The organism is Curtobacterium sp. MCBA15_001, from assembly GCF_001864835.1.
GTDB lineage: Bacteria > Actinomycetota > Actinomycetes > Actinomycetales > Microbacteriaceae > Curtobacterium.
On the sequence record NZ_MJGI01000021.1, the window covers coordinates 107,240 to 123,408 of the forward strand.

16 protein-coding genes are annotated in these 16,169 nt (G+C 68.2%); all 16 read right to left on the bottom strand.

The annotated features are described in order from the left end of the window. Positions 1 to 50 precede the first annotated feature (50 nt). Positions 51 to 1,028, bottom strand: coding sequence for a DNA topoisomerase IB (locus tag BIU90_RS06975; protein ID WP_071299501.1), 978 nt, complete (start codon positions 1,026 to 1,028; stop codon positions 51 to 53). 59 nt (positions 1,029 to 1,087) lie between these two features. Then, on the bottom strand, positions 1,088 to 1,339 hold the full coding sequence (locus tag BIU90_RS06980; RefSeq protein ID WP_071299502.1) for an antitoxin: 252 nt from the start codon (positions 1,337 to 1,339) through the stop codon (positions 1,088 to 1,090). Positions 1,340 to 1,572: 233 nt separating this feature from the next. Continuing rightward, entirely contained in the window at positions 1,573 to 2,760 is a 1,188-nt protein-coding gene (tuf, locus tag BIU90_RS06985; RefSeq protein WP_071299503.1) for an elongation factor Tu, read from the bottom strand. A gap of 154 nt (positions 2,761 to 2,914) precedes the next feature. Continuing rightward, on the bottom strand, positions 2,915 to 5,032 hold the full coding sequence (fusA, locus tag BIU90_RS06990) for an elongation factor G (RefSeq protein ID WP_071299504.1): 2,118 nt from the start codon (positions 5,030 to 5,032) through the stop codon (positions 2,915 to 2,917). Between the two features lie 88 nt (positions 5,033 to 5,120). After that, the gene (gene rpsG / locus BIU90_RS06995) at positions 5,121 to 5,591 is read right to left on the bottom strand and encodes a 30S ribosomal protein S7 (RefSeq protein ID WP_071299505.1); all 471 of its coding nucleotides are present in this window, start codon (positions 5,589 to 5,591) and stop codon (positions 5,121 to 5,123) included. A gap of 4 nt (positions 5,592 to 5,595) precedes the next feature. After that, a complete protein-coding gene (gene rpsL, locus BIU90_RS07000) occupies positions 5,596 to 5,964 on the bottom strand; it encodes a 30S ribosomal protein S12 (protein WP_056121393.1) in 369 nt (122 codons plus the stop codon). Positions 5,965 to 6,255: 291 nt separating this feature from the next. Continuing rightward, on the bottom strand, positions 6,256 to 7,425 hold the full coding sequence (locus BIU90_RS07005) for a hypothetical protein (RefSeq protein ID WP_071299506.1): 1,170 nt from the start codon (positions 7,423 to 7,425) through the stop codon (positions 6,256 to 6,258). A gap of 118 nt (positions 7,426 to 7,543) precedes the next feature. After that, a complete protein-coding gene (locus BIU90_RS07010; protein WP_071299507.1) occupies positions 7,544 to 7,966 on the bottom strand; it encodes a DUF6121 family protein in 423 nt (140 codons plus the stop codon). A gap of 34 nt (positions 7,967 to 8,000) precedes the next feature. Continuing rightward, positions 8,001 to 8,558, bottom strand: a complete 558-nt coding sequence (locus BIU90_RS07015) for a hypothetical protein (RefSeq protein ID WP_139195147.1) — start codon at positions 8,556 to 8,558, stop codon at positions 8,001 to 8,003. Between the two features lie 273 nt (positions 8,559 to 8,831). Then, positions 8,832 to 9,569, bottom strand: coding sequence for a type 4a pilus biogenesis protein PilO (gene pilO / locus BIU90_RS07020; RefSeq protein WP_071299509.1), 738 nt, complete (start codon positions 9,567 to 9,569; stop codon positions 8,832 to 8,834). Then, positions 9,566 to 10,345 (bottom strand): hypothetical protein, encoded by a 780-nt coding sequence (locus BIU90_RS18630; RefSeq protein ID WP_083403771.1) that lies wholly within the window; start codon positions 10,343 to 10,345, stop codon positions 9,566 to 9,568. The genes pilO and BIU90_RS18630 overlap by 4 nt, the downstream gene beginning before the upstream one ends. After that, entirely contained in the window at positions 10,342 to 11,397 is a 1,056-nt protein-coding gene (gene pilM / locus BIU90_RS07030; protein WP_071299510.1) for a type IV pilus assembly protein PilM, read from the bottom strand. Before pilM ends, BIU90_RS18630 begins: the two co-directional genes overlap by 4 nt. A 24-nt stretch (positions 11,398 to 11,421) precedes the next feature. Then, positions 11,422 to 12,255 (bottom strand): A24 family peptidase, encoded by an 834-nt coding sequence (locus BIU90_RS07035; protein ID WP_139195149.1) that lies wholly within the window; start codon positions 12,253 to 12,255, stop codon positions 11,422 to 11,424. Continuing rightward, positions 12,252 to 13,988 carry a hypothetical protein gene (locus tag BIU90_RS07040; RefSeq protein ID WP_254786968.1) on the bottom strand — a complete coding sequence of 579 codons (1,737 nt, stop codon included), beginning with the start codon at positions 13,986 to 13,988 and terminating at the stop codon, positions 12,252 to 12,254. Before BIU90_RS07040 ends, BIU90_RS07035 begins: the two co-directional genes overlap by 4 nt. 50 nt (positions 13,989 to 14,038) lie before the next feature. Next, complete coding sequence (locus BIU90_RS07045) at positions 14,039 to 14,734, bottom strand: type II secretion system protein J (RefSeq protein WP_071299512.1); 696 nt, start codon at positions 14,732 to 14,734, stop codon at positions 14,039 to 14,041. Further along, entirely contained in the window at positions 14,731 to 16,134 is a 1,404-nt protein-coding gene (locus BIU90_RS07050; RefSeq protein WP_071299513.1) for a type II secretion system protein, read from the bottom strand. Before BIU90_RS07050 ends, BIU90_RS07045 begins: the two co-directional genes overlap by 4 nt. Between the last annotated feature and the right edge of the window lie 35 nt (positions 16,135 to 16,169).

The window sequence follows — 16,169 nt, forward strand, 5'->3', positions numbered from 1 at the left end:
CACGAGGGTCAACGCTACGTCATCCCGGCGCCCGTGCGGCACCGATCCCCTCATTGGCGGTAGAGCAGCGCCCGGACCTCGGACTCCGCGGCGTGGAGTCGGGCCGGGTCGATCGTCTCGCCGTGGTCGTACGCGTCGAGCAGTCGCGGGTCGATGTAGCTCGCCCGCGCGACGGTCGGGGTGTTGCCGAGGACCCCGCTCGCGGCCTTCACCGCGTGCGACACCGCCTGCTTGCGCTTGGTCGCCGTGGGCTGCACACCGGTCTTGGCCAGGTCGATCGCCGCGGCGACGGTGCCGTGCAGCGTCCGGAAGTCCTTCGCGGTGAAGTCGTCGCCCGCACGCTCCTTGACGTAGGCGTTGATGTCCTCGGCCGACAGCGGCTCCCAGTCCGCACCGCGGCCCTGACGGTACGACAGCAGCCGGGCGTTCGGACCCCGCCGCTTCATCCCGACGATCACCTTCGCCAGGTCCGGGTCGTGGATCGACGAGGACCACTCCTGGTGGCTCTTGCCCGGGAACGCGAGCTCGATGTCGTCGCCGGACACCTTCGCGTGTGCACACAGGAGCGTCGAGAGGCCCCGGCTGCCGTGCTCGGTGGCGTACCGCTCGGACCCGACGCGGAGCGATCCCTGGTCGAGCATCCGGAACGCTGCGGCCAGCGACCGCTGCTGGTCGGGCTCGGGTCGGCGCAGGTCCTGCGTGACCATGCGTCGCGCACCCGGCAACGACTCGGCCAACGCCAGGGCACGGTCGTACTTGATCTTGTCCATCCGCTCGCGCCACGAGGGGTGGTACATGTACTGGCGCCGCCCGGCACCGTCGATCCCCGTCGCCAGGATGTGCCCGTTCTCGTACGGGGAGATCCAGACGTCGTCCCACGCCGGCGGGATGACGAACTCCTCGAGGCGCTGCCGGATCGCGGGGTCGGTGACCGTGGCGCCGTCGGGGTCGCGGAAGGAGAACCCACGACCACTGCGGACGCGGTGGTAGCCGCGGCCGTCGGTCTTGGATCTGCGGAGTCGTGTCACTCGTCGAGCCAACACGACCCGGGCTGGGCGTGACCACGGGCGGCGACCTCAGCCGGCGGTCACTCCTTGCCGATGTGCTTGTCGACGTTGGCGGCAGCGTCGTCGATCTGCTCGTCGTAGCGGCCGCCCGTGACCTTCTTGATGCCGTCGGCCAGGCCGTGGATGATCTTGTCCGACACGTCCTCGACCTTGTCGCTCTTCAGTGCCTCTTCGATCTTGTCCTTGTTCGCGTCGACGAACGCCTTCGCCTTCTCGGTGACGTCCTCTGCCTTCGCGGACACGTTCTTCTGGATGTCGTCGAACCCGGCCATGATGCCTCCTCGTCGACGGCCGGACGTTCCGACCCTCTGCAGCACATGCTGCTCGCCCGCCGCGGCCCTGTCCGCCGAGCGCAGGCGAACACTCGGGGAACGGAGGCGCCCAGGGCGACTCGGGCCGTCCGGAACGGTGCGGGGGCCGTCCGGGGAGGCTGCGGGCGCCGCCCGGGAACGCGACAGCGGGGCCGGACCCGAAGGTCCGACCCCGCTGCGACTGGTGGTGCGAGTTACTTGATGATCGACTCGACCGTACCGGCGCCGACCGTACGTCCACCCTCACGGATGGCGAAACGGAGGCCCTCTTCCATGGCGATGGGCTGGATCAGCTCAACGGTCATGGAGACGGTGTCGCCGGGCATGACCATCTCGGTGCCCTCAGGCAGCGTGATGACGCCGGTGACGTCCGTGGTGCGGAAGTAGAACTGCGGGCGGTAGTTCGCGTAGAACGGGTTGTGACGGCCGCCCTCTTCCTTGTTCAGGATGTACGCGTTCGCCTTGAACTCGGTGTGCGGCGTGACCGAACCCGGCTTCACGACGACCTGGCCGCGCTCGACGTCCTCGCGCTTGAGGCCACGGATGAGCAGACCGGTGTTGTCACCGGCGACTGCCTTGTCCAGCAGCTTGCGGAACATCTCGATACCCGTGACCGTGGTCTTCTGGGTCGCCTTGATGCCGACGATCTCGACCTCGGAGTTGAGGTCCAGCTCGCCGCGCTCGACACGGCCGGTGACGACGGTTCCACGACCGGTGATCGTGAAGACGTCCTCGATCGGCATGAGGAAGGGCTGGTCCGTGGCACGCACGGGGTCCGGCACGAACTCGTCGACCTGGGCCATGAGGTCCTGGACCGACTTGACCCACTTCTCGTCGCCCTCGAGCGCCTTGAGCGCCGAGACCTGCACGACGGGGGCGTCCTCGTCGAACTCCTGCGAGCCGAGGAGCTCGCGGACCTCGAGCTCGACGAGCTCCAGGATCTCCTCGTCGTCCACCATGTCGGACTTGTTCAGCGCGACGACGATGTAGGGCACGCCGACCTGGCGAGCGAGCAGCACGTGCTCACGCGTCTGGGGCATGGGACCGTCGGTGGCGGCGACCACGAGGATCGCGCCGTCCATCTGGGCCGCACCGGTGATCATGTTCTTCACGTAGTCGGCGTGACCAGGAGCGTCGACGTGCGCGTAGTGGCGCTTCTCGGTCTGGTACTCGACGTGGGAGATGTTGATCGTGATGCCGCGCTGGCGCTCTTCGGGAGCGTTGTCGATCTGAGCGAAGTCACGGGCCTCGTTGAGGTCCGGGTACTGGTCGTGCAGAACCTTGGTGATCGCCGCCGTGAGCGTGGTCTTGCCGTGGTCGACGTGACCGATGGTTCCGATGTTGACGTGCGGCTTGGTGCGCTCGAACTTGGCCTTGGCCACTGTGGGTCCTCCTCAGGACTCGGATGCGGCACCCCCGGGGGCATCCCGGTCGGGATGCGAGCGAGTGGTCCGCGGTGTGTGTGTCTTTACTGTACTTGGTGGCGAGGGGCCCGTCGCCGGGCACCCTCGCCTGTGGAGAACACGCTCGAGAGCGTTATTCTCCCTTGGCCTTCGCGACGATCTCCTCGGCGACGTTCGACGGGACCTGGTTGTAGGTCTCGAAGGTCATCGAGTAGACGGCACGACCGGAGGTCTTCGAACGAAGGTCCCCGACGTAGCCGAACATCTCGGACAGCGGCACGCTCGCGCGGACCACCTTGACGCCCGAGGCGTCCTCCATCGCAGCGATGTTGCCACGACGGGAGCTGAGGTCACCGATCACGTCGCCCATGTACTCCTCGGGCGTGCGCACCTCGACGGCCATGATCGGCTCGAGGATGACCGGACCGGCCTTGCGGGCCGCTTCCTTGTACGCGATCGAGCCGGCGATCTTGAACGCCATCTCGGACGAGTCGACGTCGTGCGCCGCGCCGTCCTTGAGGGTGGCCTTCACGCCGACCGTCGGGTACCCGGCCAGGATGCCGACCTGCATGGCGTCCTGGATGCCGGCGTCGACCGACGGGATGTACTCGCGCGGGACGCGACCACCGGTGACGGCGTTGACGAACTCGTAGACCTTCTCGGAGGTGACCTCCATCGGCTCGAGCGCGATCTGCACCTTCGCGAACTGACCGGAACCACCGGTCTGCTTCTTGTGGGTGTAGTCGTAGCGCTCGACGACCTTGGTCAACGTCTCGCGGTAGGCCACCTGGGGCTTGCCGACGTTCGCCTCGACGTGGAACTCACGCTTCATGCGGTCGACCAGGATGTCGAGGTGGAGCTCGCCCATGCCCTTGATCGTGGTCTGACCGGTCTCGGCGTTGAGCTCGACGCGGAACGTCGGGTCCTCTTCGGCGAGCTTCTGGATGGCCGTGGAGAGCTTCTCCTGGTCAGCCTTGGTCTTCGGCTCGATCGCGACCTCGATGACCGGCTCCGGGAACGTCATCGACTCGAGGACGACCTGGTCCTGCGGGTCGCAGAGCGTGTCGCCGGTGGTCGTGTCCTTGAGGCCGATGACCGCGTAGATGTGACCGGCGGTGACGGCGTCGACCGGGTTCTCCTTGTTGGAGTGCATCTGGAAGATCTTGCCGATGCGCTCCTTCTTGCCCTTGGTCGAGTTGATGACCTGGGCGCCGGACTCGATGTGGCCGGAGTACACGCGGACGTAGGTCAGACGGCCGAAGAACGGGTGCACGGCGACCTTGAAGGCCAGCGCGGAGAAGGGCTCGGAGGCCTCCGGCTTGCGGATGATCTCCTTCTCTTCGTCCTTGACGTCGTGACCGATCATCGGCGGGACGTCGAGCGGCGACGGCAGGTAGTCGATGACCGCGTCGAGCATCGGCTGCACGCCACGGTTCTTGAACGCCGAACCACACAGGACCGGGTAGATCTCGCTGTTCACCGTGAGGGCACGGATCGCGGCCTTGATCTCGGCGACCGAGAAGTCGGTGTCACCCTCGAGGAAGCGCTCCATGAGCTCGTCGTTCGCCTCGGCCACGCGCTCGATGAGCTTCTCGCGGTACTCGGCGGCACGGTCTGCCAGGTCAGCCGGGATCTCTTCGATCTCGTACTTGGCGCCCATCTGGACGTCACCCTTGGCGTCGCCGCGCCACGTGAGTGCACGCATCTCGACCAGGTCGACGACACCCTCGAACGAGGACTCCGCGCCGATCGGGAGCTGCAGCACGAGGGGCTCGGCGCCCAGGCGGTTCACAATGGTGTCGACGGTGAAGTAGAAGTCCGCACCGAGCTTGTCCATCTTGTTGACGAAGCAGATGCGCGGGACGTTGTACTTGTCCGCCTGACGCCACACGGTCTCGGACTGCGGCTCGACACCTTCCTTGCCGTCGAACACGGCAACGGCACCGTCGAGGACGCGGAGCGAGCGCTCCACCTCGACCGTGAAGTCGACGTGACCCGGGGTGTCGATGATGTTGATCTGGTTGTTGTCCCAGAAGCAGGTCGTCGCGGCCGACGTGATGGTGATGCCGCGTTCCTGCTCCTGCGCCATCCAGTCCATCGTGGCTGCGCCGTCGTGGACTTCACCGATCTTGTGCGTGATGCCCGTGTAGAACAGGATGCGCTCGGTGGTCGTGGTCTTGCCGGCATCGATGTGCGCCATGATGCCGATGTTGCGGACCTTGTTCAGGTCGGTGAGCACGTCCTGTGCCACAGGGTTCCTCCGGAAGAGTTGTAGGAGAGGTTGGCGTCCGTCCGGGCGCCGGGGGTTCTTGACCGCCGGCGCCCGAACGGTGCCTGGACTACCAGCGGTAGTGCGCGAAGGCCTTGTTCGACTCGGCCATCTTGTGGGTGTCTTCACGACGCTTGACAGCGGCGCCGAGACCGTTCGACGCGTCGAGGATCTCGTTCATGAGACGCTCGGTCATCGTCTTCTCGCGGCGGGCCTTGGCGTACGAGGTCAGCCAGCGCAGGGCCAGCGTGTTCGCACGGTGCGGCTTGACCTCGACCGGGACCTGGTAGGTCGAGCCACCGACGCGGCGGCTGCGGACCTCGAGGGTCGGACGGACGTTGTCGAGCGCCTTCTTGAGGGTGACGACGGCATCCTGCTGGTTCTTGGCGGAAACGCCTTCGAGTGCGTCGTAGACGATGCGCTCGGCGAGGCCCTTCTTGCCGTCCAGGAGGATCTTGTTGACGAGCTGGCTGACGATCGGTGCGCCGTAGACGGGGTCTGCGACGACGGGGCGCTTGGGGGCCGGTCCCTTACGAGGCATCTGACTAACCCTTCTTCGCGCCGTAGCGGCTACGCGCCTGCTTGCGGTTCTTGACGGCCTGCGTGTCGAGGGCGCCACGGATGATCTTGTAGCGCACGCCGGGGAGGTCCTTCACACGACCGCCGCGGACGAGCACCATCGAGTGCTCCTGCAGGTTGTGGCCCTCACCGGGGATGTAGGCCGTGACCTCGGTGCCGTTGGAGAGCTTGACACGAGCGACCTTGCGCAGTGCCGAGTTCGGCTTCTTCGGGGTGGTGGTGTAGACGCGGGTGCACACACCACGCTGCTGGGGGTTCGCCTTCAGTGCCGGGGCCTTGGTCTTGACGACCTTGGGGCTCCGACCCTTGCGAACCAGCTGCTGAATAGTAGGCAACTGTTCTCCTGGTTCTCGCTCGTGTTCTCTGGCCGACGCGGTCCGCCGGCATCCTCGCCCACACAGACGGCCGCCGGTTCGGCGGACGGTGATCTGGGGGCGGACTGTCCGGATCCAGGTCGTCGACCTGCCGGACTTCGGGGCGCGCCCGAGGGCGCACACCCGGAAGAGCCTACCGGTGGCACCCCGCGAAATCAATCCCGGGCACCCGCGCACGGCGCGTGTCCGCTGGGAGCTGACACGGGCCTCCCGTCCGGTGTGGGACGGACCCGAGGCGGACCGGACCCGGACTCAGGAACCCGAGTCGGAGGAGCCGTTGCCGACCGCGGAGACGAACGTGGCGCCGCTGTCGCTGAAGCCGGTGACGTACCCGCTCGCGTTCACGTTGATCGGACCGGCCGTCGCGGTCCCCGAGCCCGCGGGGCCGGTGAAGTCGGCGGTGTACGTCGCCGAGCCGTACGAGGACGTCGTCACCAGCCACCCCTTCGTCTCCCACCCGGCAACCGACACGGTGGGCCGCGCATCGAGCGTCCACTTCTGGTTGGTGTAGGTGTTCGCCGGGTTCTCGCCGTAGGCGTAGAAGCTGCAGCCGTCCGGAGTGGTCGAGGTGGAGGCGATGCAGCCGTCCACCCACGCCTCGACCGCCTGCGTCGCTGCCTGCTGGCCCGCCTCCGTCAGCGCCGTCGTCAGCGTGACCGGGCTGGAAGCGGTGTCCCCGAAGCCGCGGACCGTGGCGGTCTGGGCATCGGCGGTGAACCACGTGCCGCCGTCGACCCCGACCTCGTACGAACCGGGGAGGGCCTTGAGCGTCGCGGTCCCGGACGCGCTGGTCGTCGTGCGCTGCCCCGACACCGTGACGGTCGCCTTCGGAGGGCCCTGGACCGCGACCTCCACCGCACCGAGCCGGGGCGCCTGCAGGGTCCAGACCGGGAACACGCCCCAGTCGGTGCCGGTCTGGTCGAGCGTGAAGGTCGCCGGGACCTGTCGGCCGGCCTGGGTGAGGTACGCGCCCACGGTCGCTGTGTCACCGTCGCGCTGCACCCCGGTGATCCGGTACCCCGTGACACGGTCCTTCACCTTCGCGTACGCGGCGTCGGTCAGGAGGACGTCCGAGCGGCCGTGCTGGATGCCCGCGTCCCGCAGGGCACTGTCGACGCGACCACCCGACAGGTCGTCGAGGAACGCGCGGACCGGTCGGTCGGCCGAGTGCGCGTCGGTGCCGACCGACCAGCCGACGACCCCCGCGACCAGCAGCAGCACGACGGCCGCGCCACCCGCGACCAGGCCGACGACCGCACGGCGGCCGAGGCGGCGGCGCGGTCGTTGCGCCTGGCCGGCGACCGGCTGCGGTGCTGCGCGCGTGCCGCTGATGTCGGCGACACGCGGGACCGCAGCCCAGCGGTCCTGCCCCTGGGTGTCGGCCGTGTCTGCGGGTCCGTGCGCGTCCGGCTCGTCGGTCATGGCTCCCCCGTCACGTCGGCGCCGGGGTGGTGGTCCGGCTCGGCAGCAGCCTAGCGGCGACCGGGGTCAGTGAGCGCAGGGGTCGGACCCAGTGGGACTGCTCTGGCTGGTGTCGGGGTCAGTGGGACTGCTTCGGCTGGTGTCGGGCCATCGTGATGCCGCCCACCACCGCGAGGATCGCGACGACCACCGAGCCGACGACGAACGGGCCGAGCGCGTAGCCGGCCGGGAACACGAGGAGCTCGGTCGCGTCACCGCGGATGAGCGCGTAGCCGACTGCTCCCACCCCGAGCATGACGAGGTAGGTGGTGGCCGCTGCGACCAGACCGGTGACGCCGGGGTTGCCCTCGCGGATGCCGAGGGCCGTCGCGATGAAGACGACCACCGCGCCGCCGACCACCATCGCCGGGCCGAGGTACGGCGTCGCGTCGGTCTGCGCGATGACCTCGACGTTCGCCAGGAGTGCCTCGAAGCCGGTCACCGCGATCACCAGAGCGATGAAGAGGACGGACGTCATCGTCGCCACGAGCCATCGGGACATGCTGGGATCGTATCGCCGGGCGGGCGCCAGGAGGTCAGTGGACGCGGTCGGCGGCGGTCGTCGCGTCGATCGTTCGGTCCGCGGGGGTCGTCGCGTCGTCCGTGCGGTCCGCCCGCTCGGCTGCGCGGTGGGCTCGGTGCTGTTCCTGCGCGGCGCTCACGAGGGCGAGCGCGATGGTCGCGGTGATGACGGGGACGCTGGCGGTCATCGGTGCGGCGGGCTCCGGTGCGGCGGGTTCTGTCCGGGCGGGTAGCGTCCGGGCGAGTTCCGTCTGGGCGGGTTCCGCGTCGGTCTGGAGGCGCGGGGTGGCGTCCGCCAAGTCGGTCGCGGGCTCGGCTGCTGCCTCGTGCTGGTGGACCGCCGGGCCGATCACCGGCAGGACAGCGGTGGTCGCCAGGGGCTCGGCGTGGAGTTCCGGTGTCGCGCGGAGTCCGGTCCGACGCGCGGCACGTCGGGCCCGCGCCATCCGGACCAGCACGACCACCGCGACGATCGCCCAGATGCCGTTCACGATGGTCGACGGGACGGCATGATGCGCTGCGACGTTGATCGCCACGGACACCCCGCCGACGAGGTTGAACAGTTGGTACACGGGACCGTTCGGGAGCTTGCCCGTCGAGAACAAAATGTAACCTGCAAGGACGGTTACGGCTCCGAACCAGCCGAGGAACTCCACGATTCCAGACAACACGCGCGACTCCGGGCACGACGAGGAGCAACCGGTTCGAGCCGGTCGTCCGAGGGGTGAGGTGAGCCACGGGATGCGGCATCAGGAGCATCGTAGGCACACCGACAGGCGTTGCGGAAGTGTCCACGGCGTGGTGTGGACGGCCCCAGTTGGTGGGGGCCCTGTGGAGGAGTGTGGTCAGCCTGCGGCGGGGGTTGCGGAAGGCGTGGCAGTGGTCTGCGACTGATGTGCTGTCTTCGCGTCTGCGAGCACGTAGACGTAGCCGCTCAGCGACCACGACATCGACGAGGTCGTCGCTCCCTCGACTGCGTCGTTCTGCTGCGCCTTGAGGTCGTTCACCAGGAACAACCGCGGACCGTTCTGCATCCCTCGGGCGAAGGCGAGCGCCTCCGAGAAGTCACCCACCACGTCGATGCTCACCGCGATGGTGGAGAAGTTTGCCGACGTGATCTTCGAGTCGGTCTTCGGGGTCGGAGCGACAGGGGTCGTGGGGGACGGCGCCGCGGTCGGTGCAGGGGTGGCTCCCGCAGCAGGGGTTGCCGCAACAGCGGGCTCGGACACCTCCGGCGGTGCATAGGCGACCGCATCGGCGACGGTCACGCCACTGACCGTGACACGACTCGTCGTCCCGACCTGGTCGATCTCCTTGTAGAACGACGCGATGTCCGCGGTCGAGGGCACCGATGCCTGGAGCGCCGACAGCTGCTGCTTCATGGGCTCGAGCTTCTGCGCCTGGGCCCGGAGGCGAGCGAGCTCTGCCTGGTACGTGCGGTTCGTCGCGTCGATCTGGCTCCGCTGCTCCCGGTTGGCCGACGCCTGAGCGAGCTGTGGTTGTACGCCGAGCAGGGCACCCCCGAGAACGACGAGGAGTCCCACCGCGAGAGCGATGACCAGCTGGAGACGGTTCTTGCTCATCGTGCGTCCTCCGCGTACCTGCCGTCGAACGCCCGCGCGTCGATGTGCACGGTCATGTTCACCGTGTAGTGCCCGGAGGTCTCGTCCAACGTCACCGCGGTGACGTTTGCGTCGACGAAGCCGGGGAGTTCCCGTGCGCTCTCGAGCCATTCGGGGACCGAAGGCAGCGTCGGGCTGTCCGCCTCGAACGCCAGGGTCGCGGATCGAGCCCCTTCGAGGGCGCCTGTGCTCTGTGGGAAGGAGGTCAGCGGCGATGCCGAGTCGACGTCGATACCAGAGATGATCACACCCGCGGGGAGTGATGCCTGCACCGCCTGGAGGTAGTCGCTCCAGTCGATCTCCGTCGATCCGCCCACCCGTTGAGCGGCCTCCACCAGGTCGGAGCGGCTCTCGACGTCCCGCACCTCCGAGAACTGCCCCTGCTGCTGCAGGAGCGCCGTGCTCTGTGCCTGCGCGACGCGCAGCTGTTGCTCGGAGGTCATGCTCGTGAGGGTCGCAGCGGTCACGCCGAGGACCGTCACCGCGCCGATCACGATGACGCCGAGCCAAGCGCGACGCGTGACGGTCCGCTGACGACGGTCGACCAGTACCTCGGTCGGCAGCAGGTCGACGCGCGGGACACCGCCGACGACGAGAGGTCGAGCAGCGCCGCGGCCCTGCTGCTTCATCCGCTTGTCGTGCTCCTCCGCGACACGAGCGGCGGGGGTGCGCTCGGACCCCTGACGCGGACGGCGTCCCTTGGGGACGCGACCAGGCTTCTCGAGGATCTCGGTCATGCTGCTCGACCTCCTGCGGCGAGACTCCATGCGACGGCCATGTCTGGCACGCGGTCCGCGAGGCTGGCCGCGTCGAGCGACCGCGCGAACTGTGCCTCGGCGAACGCGTCCCCGTTCGTCACCACCGTGCCGCTCGAACTGCCGAGCGCCTCACGGAAGCCGGGGAGGCTCCGTGCCCCGCCGGCGAGCAGGACCTGCGTGACCGGTTGTCCGGATCCCTTCGTGTTGACGAAGTAGTTCAACGTGTTCCGCACGCTCGAGATCAGTTCGTGCCCCACTTCGCGGATCACGGCTGCGGCACGCATGTCGTCCGGCGTCCGCGCCCGGTCCCCCATGCCGATGTACCGCTTGACGAGCTCTGCCTGTTCGAGCGGTACTTCGAGTCGGTTCGCGATCTGCATCGTCAGGTCGTCGCCACCGGTCGGGATGATGCGGACGAAGTGCGGCACACCGTCGACGGTGACGACGACGGTGGTCGTGTTCGCACCGAGCTCGATCAAGGCGATGCATCCGCGCGATCGAGTCGATGGGACGAAGACCCGGCTCAGGGCGAACGGGATGAGGTCGACGCCGACGGGGTTCAGGCCGGCGAGCTGGACCGCGCGCACGTTGGCGAGGACTGCGTCCTTGATGGCAGCCACCAGGAGTCCGTGGACAACGGGACCGCCGTCGCCGTCGCCCTCGGCGATCGGGTAGAAGTCCAGGATCGCGTCGCCGACCGGGACCGGGAGCAGGTCCTGCACCTGGAACGGCAACGACTCGCGGATCTGCGCGATGGGGGCCTTGGGGACGGTGAGGTCCCGCGAGAGGACCCGCTGGTTGCCGACCCCGAGCGCCACGTTCTTCGACCGGAACCGTCCGAGCGCCCACAGCTGCTTGAGTGCGCCCGCGACCGTGTTCGGCTCGAGGACCTCGCCGCGGCTCGTCGCCCCCGCTGGCACCGCGACCTCGGCGAGTCGGACGATGGAGGTGACGCCCCGCGGGCCGTGGGCGACCTCGACCGCGCGGATCGAGGCGCTGCCGATGTCGATGCCGACGACGTTGCGCGTCATGTGCTCGCCTTTCTCGCGGAGTGGTCAGGAGAGGCCGAGGAGGCCCAGGTAGGCGGACCAGATCTGGTCGCCAGCGCAGATGCCGAGCCACGCTCCTGCGAGCATCCACGGCCCGAAGGGGATGCCCCCGCCGCGCTTCACGCGCCTCGTCACGAGGAGCACGATCGAGAACGTAGCGCCGAGGGCGAACCCGCCGAAAGCTCCCACTGCGAGGGGTCCCCATCCGAGGTACGCCAGGACCAGTCCGAGCACACCTGCGAGTTTCACGTCGCCCATGCCCATGCCTCCTGGCACGGCGAGGGCGAGAGTCAGGTACCCGACCGCGAGGATCGCCATGCCGGCGATTCCACGGACGAGCGCGCCCCAGTCCCCACTCGCGGCTGAGGCGCCGGTGAGCAGTGCACCGAGGACCAGGTACGCGGGCAGGACGATCCGGTCCGGCAGCCGATGCGTGTCGATGTCGATGAGCGCGAGCGCGACGGTGACTGCCAACAGGTAGAGCATCGCCACGAGCGTGATGGACGCGGTCACGCTCGAGGTTCCCGCGCTCCGACCGATGACGAGTCCGGCGGCAACCGCGAAGAGCACGGCCGTCGCGGCTTCCACCAAGGGGTACCGCGCGGAGATGCGGCTGCCGCAGTCCCGGCACGCTGCCCGGAGCACCAGCCAGGACACCACCGGGATGTTGTCCCGCCCTCGGATTCCGTGCCCGCACGCCGGGCATGCGCTCGGGGGGCTGACGACGGACAGCCCAGCAGGGACACGGTGGACGACCACGTTGAGGAACGAGCCGATGAGGAGTCCGAGGGTGCCCGCGATCGCGACGAGCGGGACGGCGAGCTGCTGGAGGACGTTCACACGCAGACTCCTGCCTTCTTGGCGCAATCGCCCGAGACCGAGTACGCCGGCGACACCTCGCCGATGGTCGTCACGCCGTAGGTGGTGGTCACGGGGTTGAGGAAGCTGGGCGGGGCAGTGTGCTTGAGCCGGGCGTCGTAGCTGTACGCCTTCCGGTACCCGTTCACGCCGGACCGGACCACCCCACGGAACTTCTGCGCGATTGCACCGTAGATGGTCAACGTCCCTCGGTCGCCGCCGTAGGCGTTGTTCTGGACCTGGAAGGTGTGCGCCGCGGAGATGATCGCGGCGTCGATCTCCCGGTCCCGGTCGCCCAGCATCGACGACGTCGAGCACGAGGTCCGTGAACACGTCTGCGCGATGGGGTTCCACACCATGACGGCGTTGGTCGCGGTGAGCCCGAGCATGTCCGACCCGCGATCGAGGTAGGTGAGATCGCCGGTGACGTAGAGGTAGTTCTCGGCAGCGACGGTGACCTGCCCGTCGAGGACACCGTGCACGAACGCGTCGCCGGACCGTGACCCGTAGCTGCACGGACTCGAACTCAGCTGCGTCTCCCCAGAGCGCGGGTACCCGACACCGTTGTCCACGTTGCAGGTGTCGCGGAGCGTCGTGGTGAAGGTGGCGTTCGCATCACCGGAGAGCGGGACGTTCTGGACGTAGACGAGGTTGTTGGCAGGCACCGCGACGGTGGCCCCCGAAGCGGATCCGAGCTGCCCCGGACCCGTCCCCACCGCGCCGCATGCGGCTGGCGTCCGTCCCTGGGTCGGATCGGTCGCGTCGGTCTGGGTCTTGATGGTGCGCGGCGAGCGCACCGTCATGGTCCCGTCGGCGTTGAAGGTGATGTCGGTCGGTCCGGTGTACAAGCAGCCCGGTTGCCGGGTCGTCGCCGTGCCGGTGTTGTACTGCGTCGCCGCCTTCTGCTGCGCGTTCGTGGAGGGCATGCCGATCGTCGAGGTGAAGGCGGGCTGCGAGACACCGGCCGGGAAGACCTGACCGCCGCACGATGCTCCGGTCGAGTTCACCTTGCTGTACCGGAGGCCGGTCGTCGTCGGGTTCGAGGTCGTGATCGGCTTCGTGAAGGTCGCCTGGCAGATGCGCATGGTGTCGTTCGAGTGCGCTGGTCCATCGATCGTGTCGCCGCCGTCGAACGCGATCTCGCCACAGAGGTTGCTCCTCGTCGACGTCGGGCGTCCCTCCCATGCGTGCTTGACGCAGGTCGTGGTGTCGACGTTCGTGAGCACCGGGTCTTGGATCTCGTAGTCCGTGAAGTACAGGAAGTCGATGAACCCCTGCTGGCGGATGCTCGCGACGACTGAACGGACGGCGGACCCGACCTTCCCGGTGGCGCGGACACGGACGACGCCGGTGTCGTAGTACTTGGAGGAGTCGACCTCGTAGCGGTACCGCGATCGCCCGTCCCCTCCCGGGACCGAAGCCCATGAGCCTGATGCACCGGTTCCGAACGCGTCGTTCGCGGATCCACCGCTCGGGAGGGTCAGCCCAGGGCTGGTGGAGGAGAACGGTGCTGCGGGGTTGCCGTACTGGGTGTAGCCGGTGTCGTTCGACAGCCGCGCCTCGTAGTCCTCGACGCCTGCGTACGCCGCGCTCAGAGCCGCGTTCCAGTCGGCGTCCGATGAGGACTTCTTGATCCCACCCACTGCGATCGTGGTCGCCGTCGCGATCATGAACACCACGACGGTGCCGAAGATGATGGCGATCGCGAGCGCCATGCCCCGGTCGTCGCGGAGTGCATCGAGATGGAGGAGACGTCGCAGTCGGATCATGTCGGGTCTCCGGTGGGTTCGAGCAGGTTCGGCAGGCCCACCGTGTTCTGCAGGGTGATGCCGTTCTTCAGGGCGCTCGACGTTGACGAGACGCGGATCGAGAGCTGCACGAACGCGACCTGCCCGGCCTGGTCACTCGTCAGGACCCCGGTGGCCGGGTCGGGCGTGACGGGGTTGCTGAGCTTGTCCAGGTACTGGAAGACCGGAGTGCCCGTCGAGGAGGGGACCTCGATCCCGCTCGCGATGGCCTGCGTCGTGCCGGCACCGGTGAAGGAGTAGTAGGTGTTGTCGGTGGTGCTGCCGATGACGATGTTCTCCGTGAGCACGCCGGCCGCCGACAGCGAGAAGCCGACGCGTTGCGGGACCGCGGACCGGCCCGACGACACGAGGGTGGTCAGCGTCAGACTGTTCCGACCGGCGGACAAGAACGCAGGGTCGTCGTTCGCGCCGACCTTCGGGTTGTCCGCTGCGCCTCGGATCATCTTGACCATCTCGTTCATGGCCGTCGACGCCACGCGGCTGTTCGAGTCGCGCGCAGCAGCGAAGGTCGTCGCTCTGGTGATGGAGTAGAACGTTCCGCCGACGATCGCGAGCAGCACGGCGAACAGGGAGACCGCGACAAGGAGCTCGACCAGCGTCATGCCGTCGTCGCGACGGACGCGAGCGAGCAGTCGGTCCCGCAGCGCGGTCACGGTGCGACCCTCGGGTCGAGGGTGACCGAACCGGAGTTCAGGATGACTCCGAGGATCCCCTTCGGCGTGCGGTTGACCGGGATGGACAGGGAAGACGCCTGGCTGGTGACCGACCAGGTCCCGTAGGGCAGCGCGAGCGTGACGTCGACCGTTCCGCTCGAACCGGTGGACGAACGTGAGAACGCCAGCGTCTGACCCAGACGGCATCCGGGGTCACCGGCGGCCGCAGCGGCGGTCCTGGCCGTGATGATCGTGTCGGACTTGTTGATCGTGATCGTCACGAGTCCCATGGCGACGGTTCCGTTGAGCTGGTCCTTCGACACGGCAGGAGTCGGCGTCTTGCCGACCCGACCGTCTGCTGCGGTCGGCCACATCGCCGGGTCCGTGGACAGGCAGCTGTTCGTGTTCGTCGTCCCGTCCGCGTTGTTCGCGTTCGAGTCGTAAGGGCCCGGGTAGACCACGTACCCGGACGGGATCGGGCTGAGGTACTGCGTCGTCGGCGTGCCGACTGCCCTGTAGGTCCCGTAGGTGCTGACGAACGACGTGGTCAGGTTCGTCGGCAACATGGGCGCATTGCCGTTACTGCCGTAGCTCATCGCCACCGGGATCGCCGGGTCGTAGTTGAAGGCGGCGCCGCTCGACTGGCCGGCTCGGACGACCACGGTCTTGGTCGGGGCCGCTGACTGGTCCTGGTCGCGGAACTGTGCCCCACCAGGGGCCGCGAGCGTCACGACGTAGGTACCGGGGACCACCTTGATCGCCACGGTGCATCCGTCGCTGTTCGTGAGGGCCGGTGCCGTGGAGAGGGGGGTCGCCGTGTTGTTGGCGACGGATGAGCTCGAGGCGGGTGCGATGGAAGCGGTGATGCCAGCCACGCCACCAGAGCCGGTGATCGACTGCACCTGCACGAGGATGGTCCCGCGGGTCGGGTCGTTGATCTTGGTCGACGGCGAGAAGACGGTCTCCTGGACGACAGGCGCTGCAGACCCCATGCCTGGCCAGGTGACCTTCACGTGCACGTTGAGGAAGAGGAGCTGCGCGGTGCCCCCGGTTGCGGACGCGGAGCACCGGTTCGTCGTGCCGTCCGTGTACTGCCAGTCCAGCGTCCGCCGGACCGTGTACGTCCGGCCGTCCACCGTCGGGGTCGCCGTTGTGCCACCCATCCCGGTGATGTTGTTCTGCGCTTCGACGCGGGCCGTGTCGATCGCCCCGGCCGCGAGGTTCGTCGCCTCGGACCGCGCCGAGTTGTCCGAAGTGACTCGCATCACCGAAGCGATGCCCACGAGGGCCCCACCGATGATCATGCCGAACACCGTGATGGCCACGATCACCTCGACGAGGGTGAACCCGGACTCCTCGGAGACGAGGTGACGCCGAACGGCGCGTGCTGCGCGGATCATGCGTCACCTCGTCTCAGGGGATGTGCCGAGCCAGA

What these genes read in the sequence shown, in the direction of transcription:
- BIU90_RS06980 (WP_071299502.1), bottom strand. Translation starts at nt 1,339, where the DNA reads ATGGCCGGGTTCGACGACATCCAGAAGAACGTGTCCGCGAAGGCAGAG.
- rpsG (WP_071299505.1), bottom strand. Translation starts at nt 5,591, where the DNA reads ATGCCTCGTAAGGGACCGGCCCCCAAGCGCCCCGTCGTCGCAGACCCC.
- BIU90_RS07005 (WP_071299506.1), bottom strand. Translation starts at nt 7,425, where the DNA reads ATGACCGACGAGCCGGACGCGCACGGACCCGCAGACACGGCCGACACC.
- BIU90_RS07010 (WP_071299507.1), bottom strand. Translation starts at nt 7,966, where the DNA reads ATGTCCCGATGGCTCGTGGCGACGATGACGTCCGTCCTCTTCATCGCT.
- pilO (WP_071299509.1), bottom strand. Translation starts at nt 9,569, where the DNA reads ATGAGCAAGAACCGTCTCCAGCTGGTCATCGCTCTCGCGGTGGGACTC.
- BIU90_RS18630 (WP_083403771.1), bottom strand. Translation starts at nt 10,345, where the DNA reads ATGACCGAGATCCTCGAGAAGCCTGGTCGCGTCCCCAAGGGACGCCGT.
- pilM (WP_071299510.1), bottom strand. Translation starts at nt 11,397, where the DNA reads ATGACGCGCAACGTCGTCGGCATCGACATCGGCAGCGCCTCGATCCGC.
- BIU90_RS07040 (WP_254786968.1), bottom strand. Translation starts at nt 13,988, where the DNA reads ATGGCGCTCGCGATCGCCATCATCTTCGGCACCGTCGTGGTGTTCATG.
- BIU90_RS07050 (WP_071299513.1), bottom strand. Translation starts at nt 16,134, where the DNA reads ATGATCCGCGCAGCACGCGCCGTTCGGCGTCACCTCGTCTCCGAGGAG.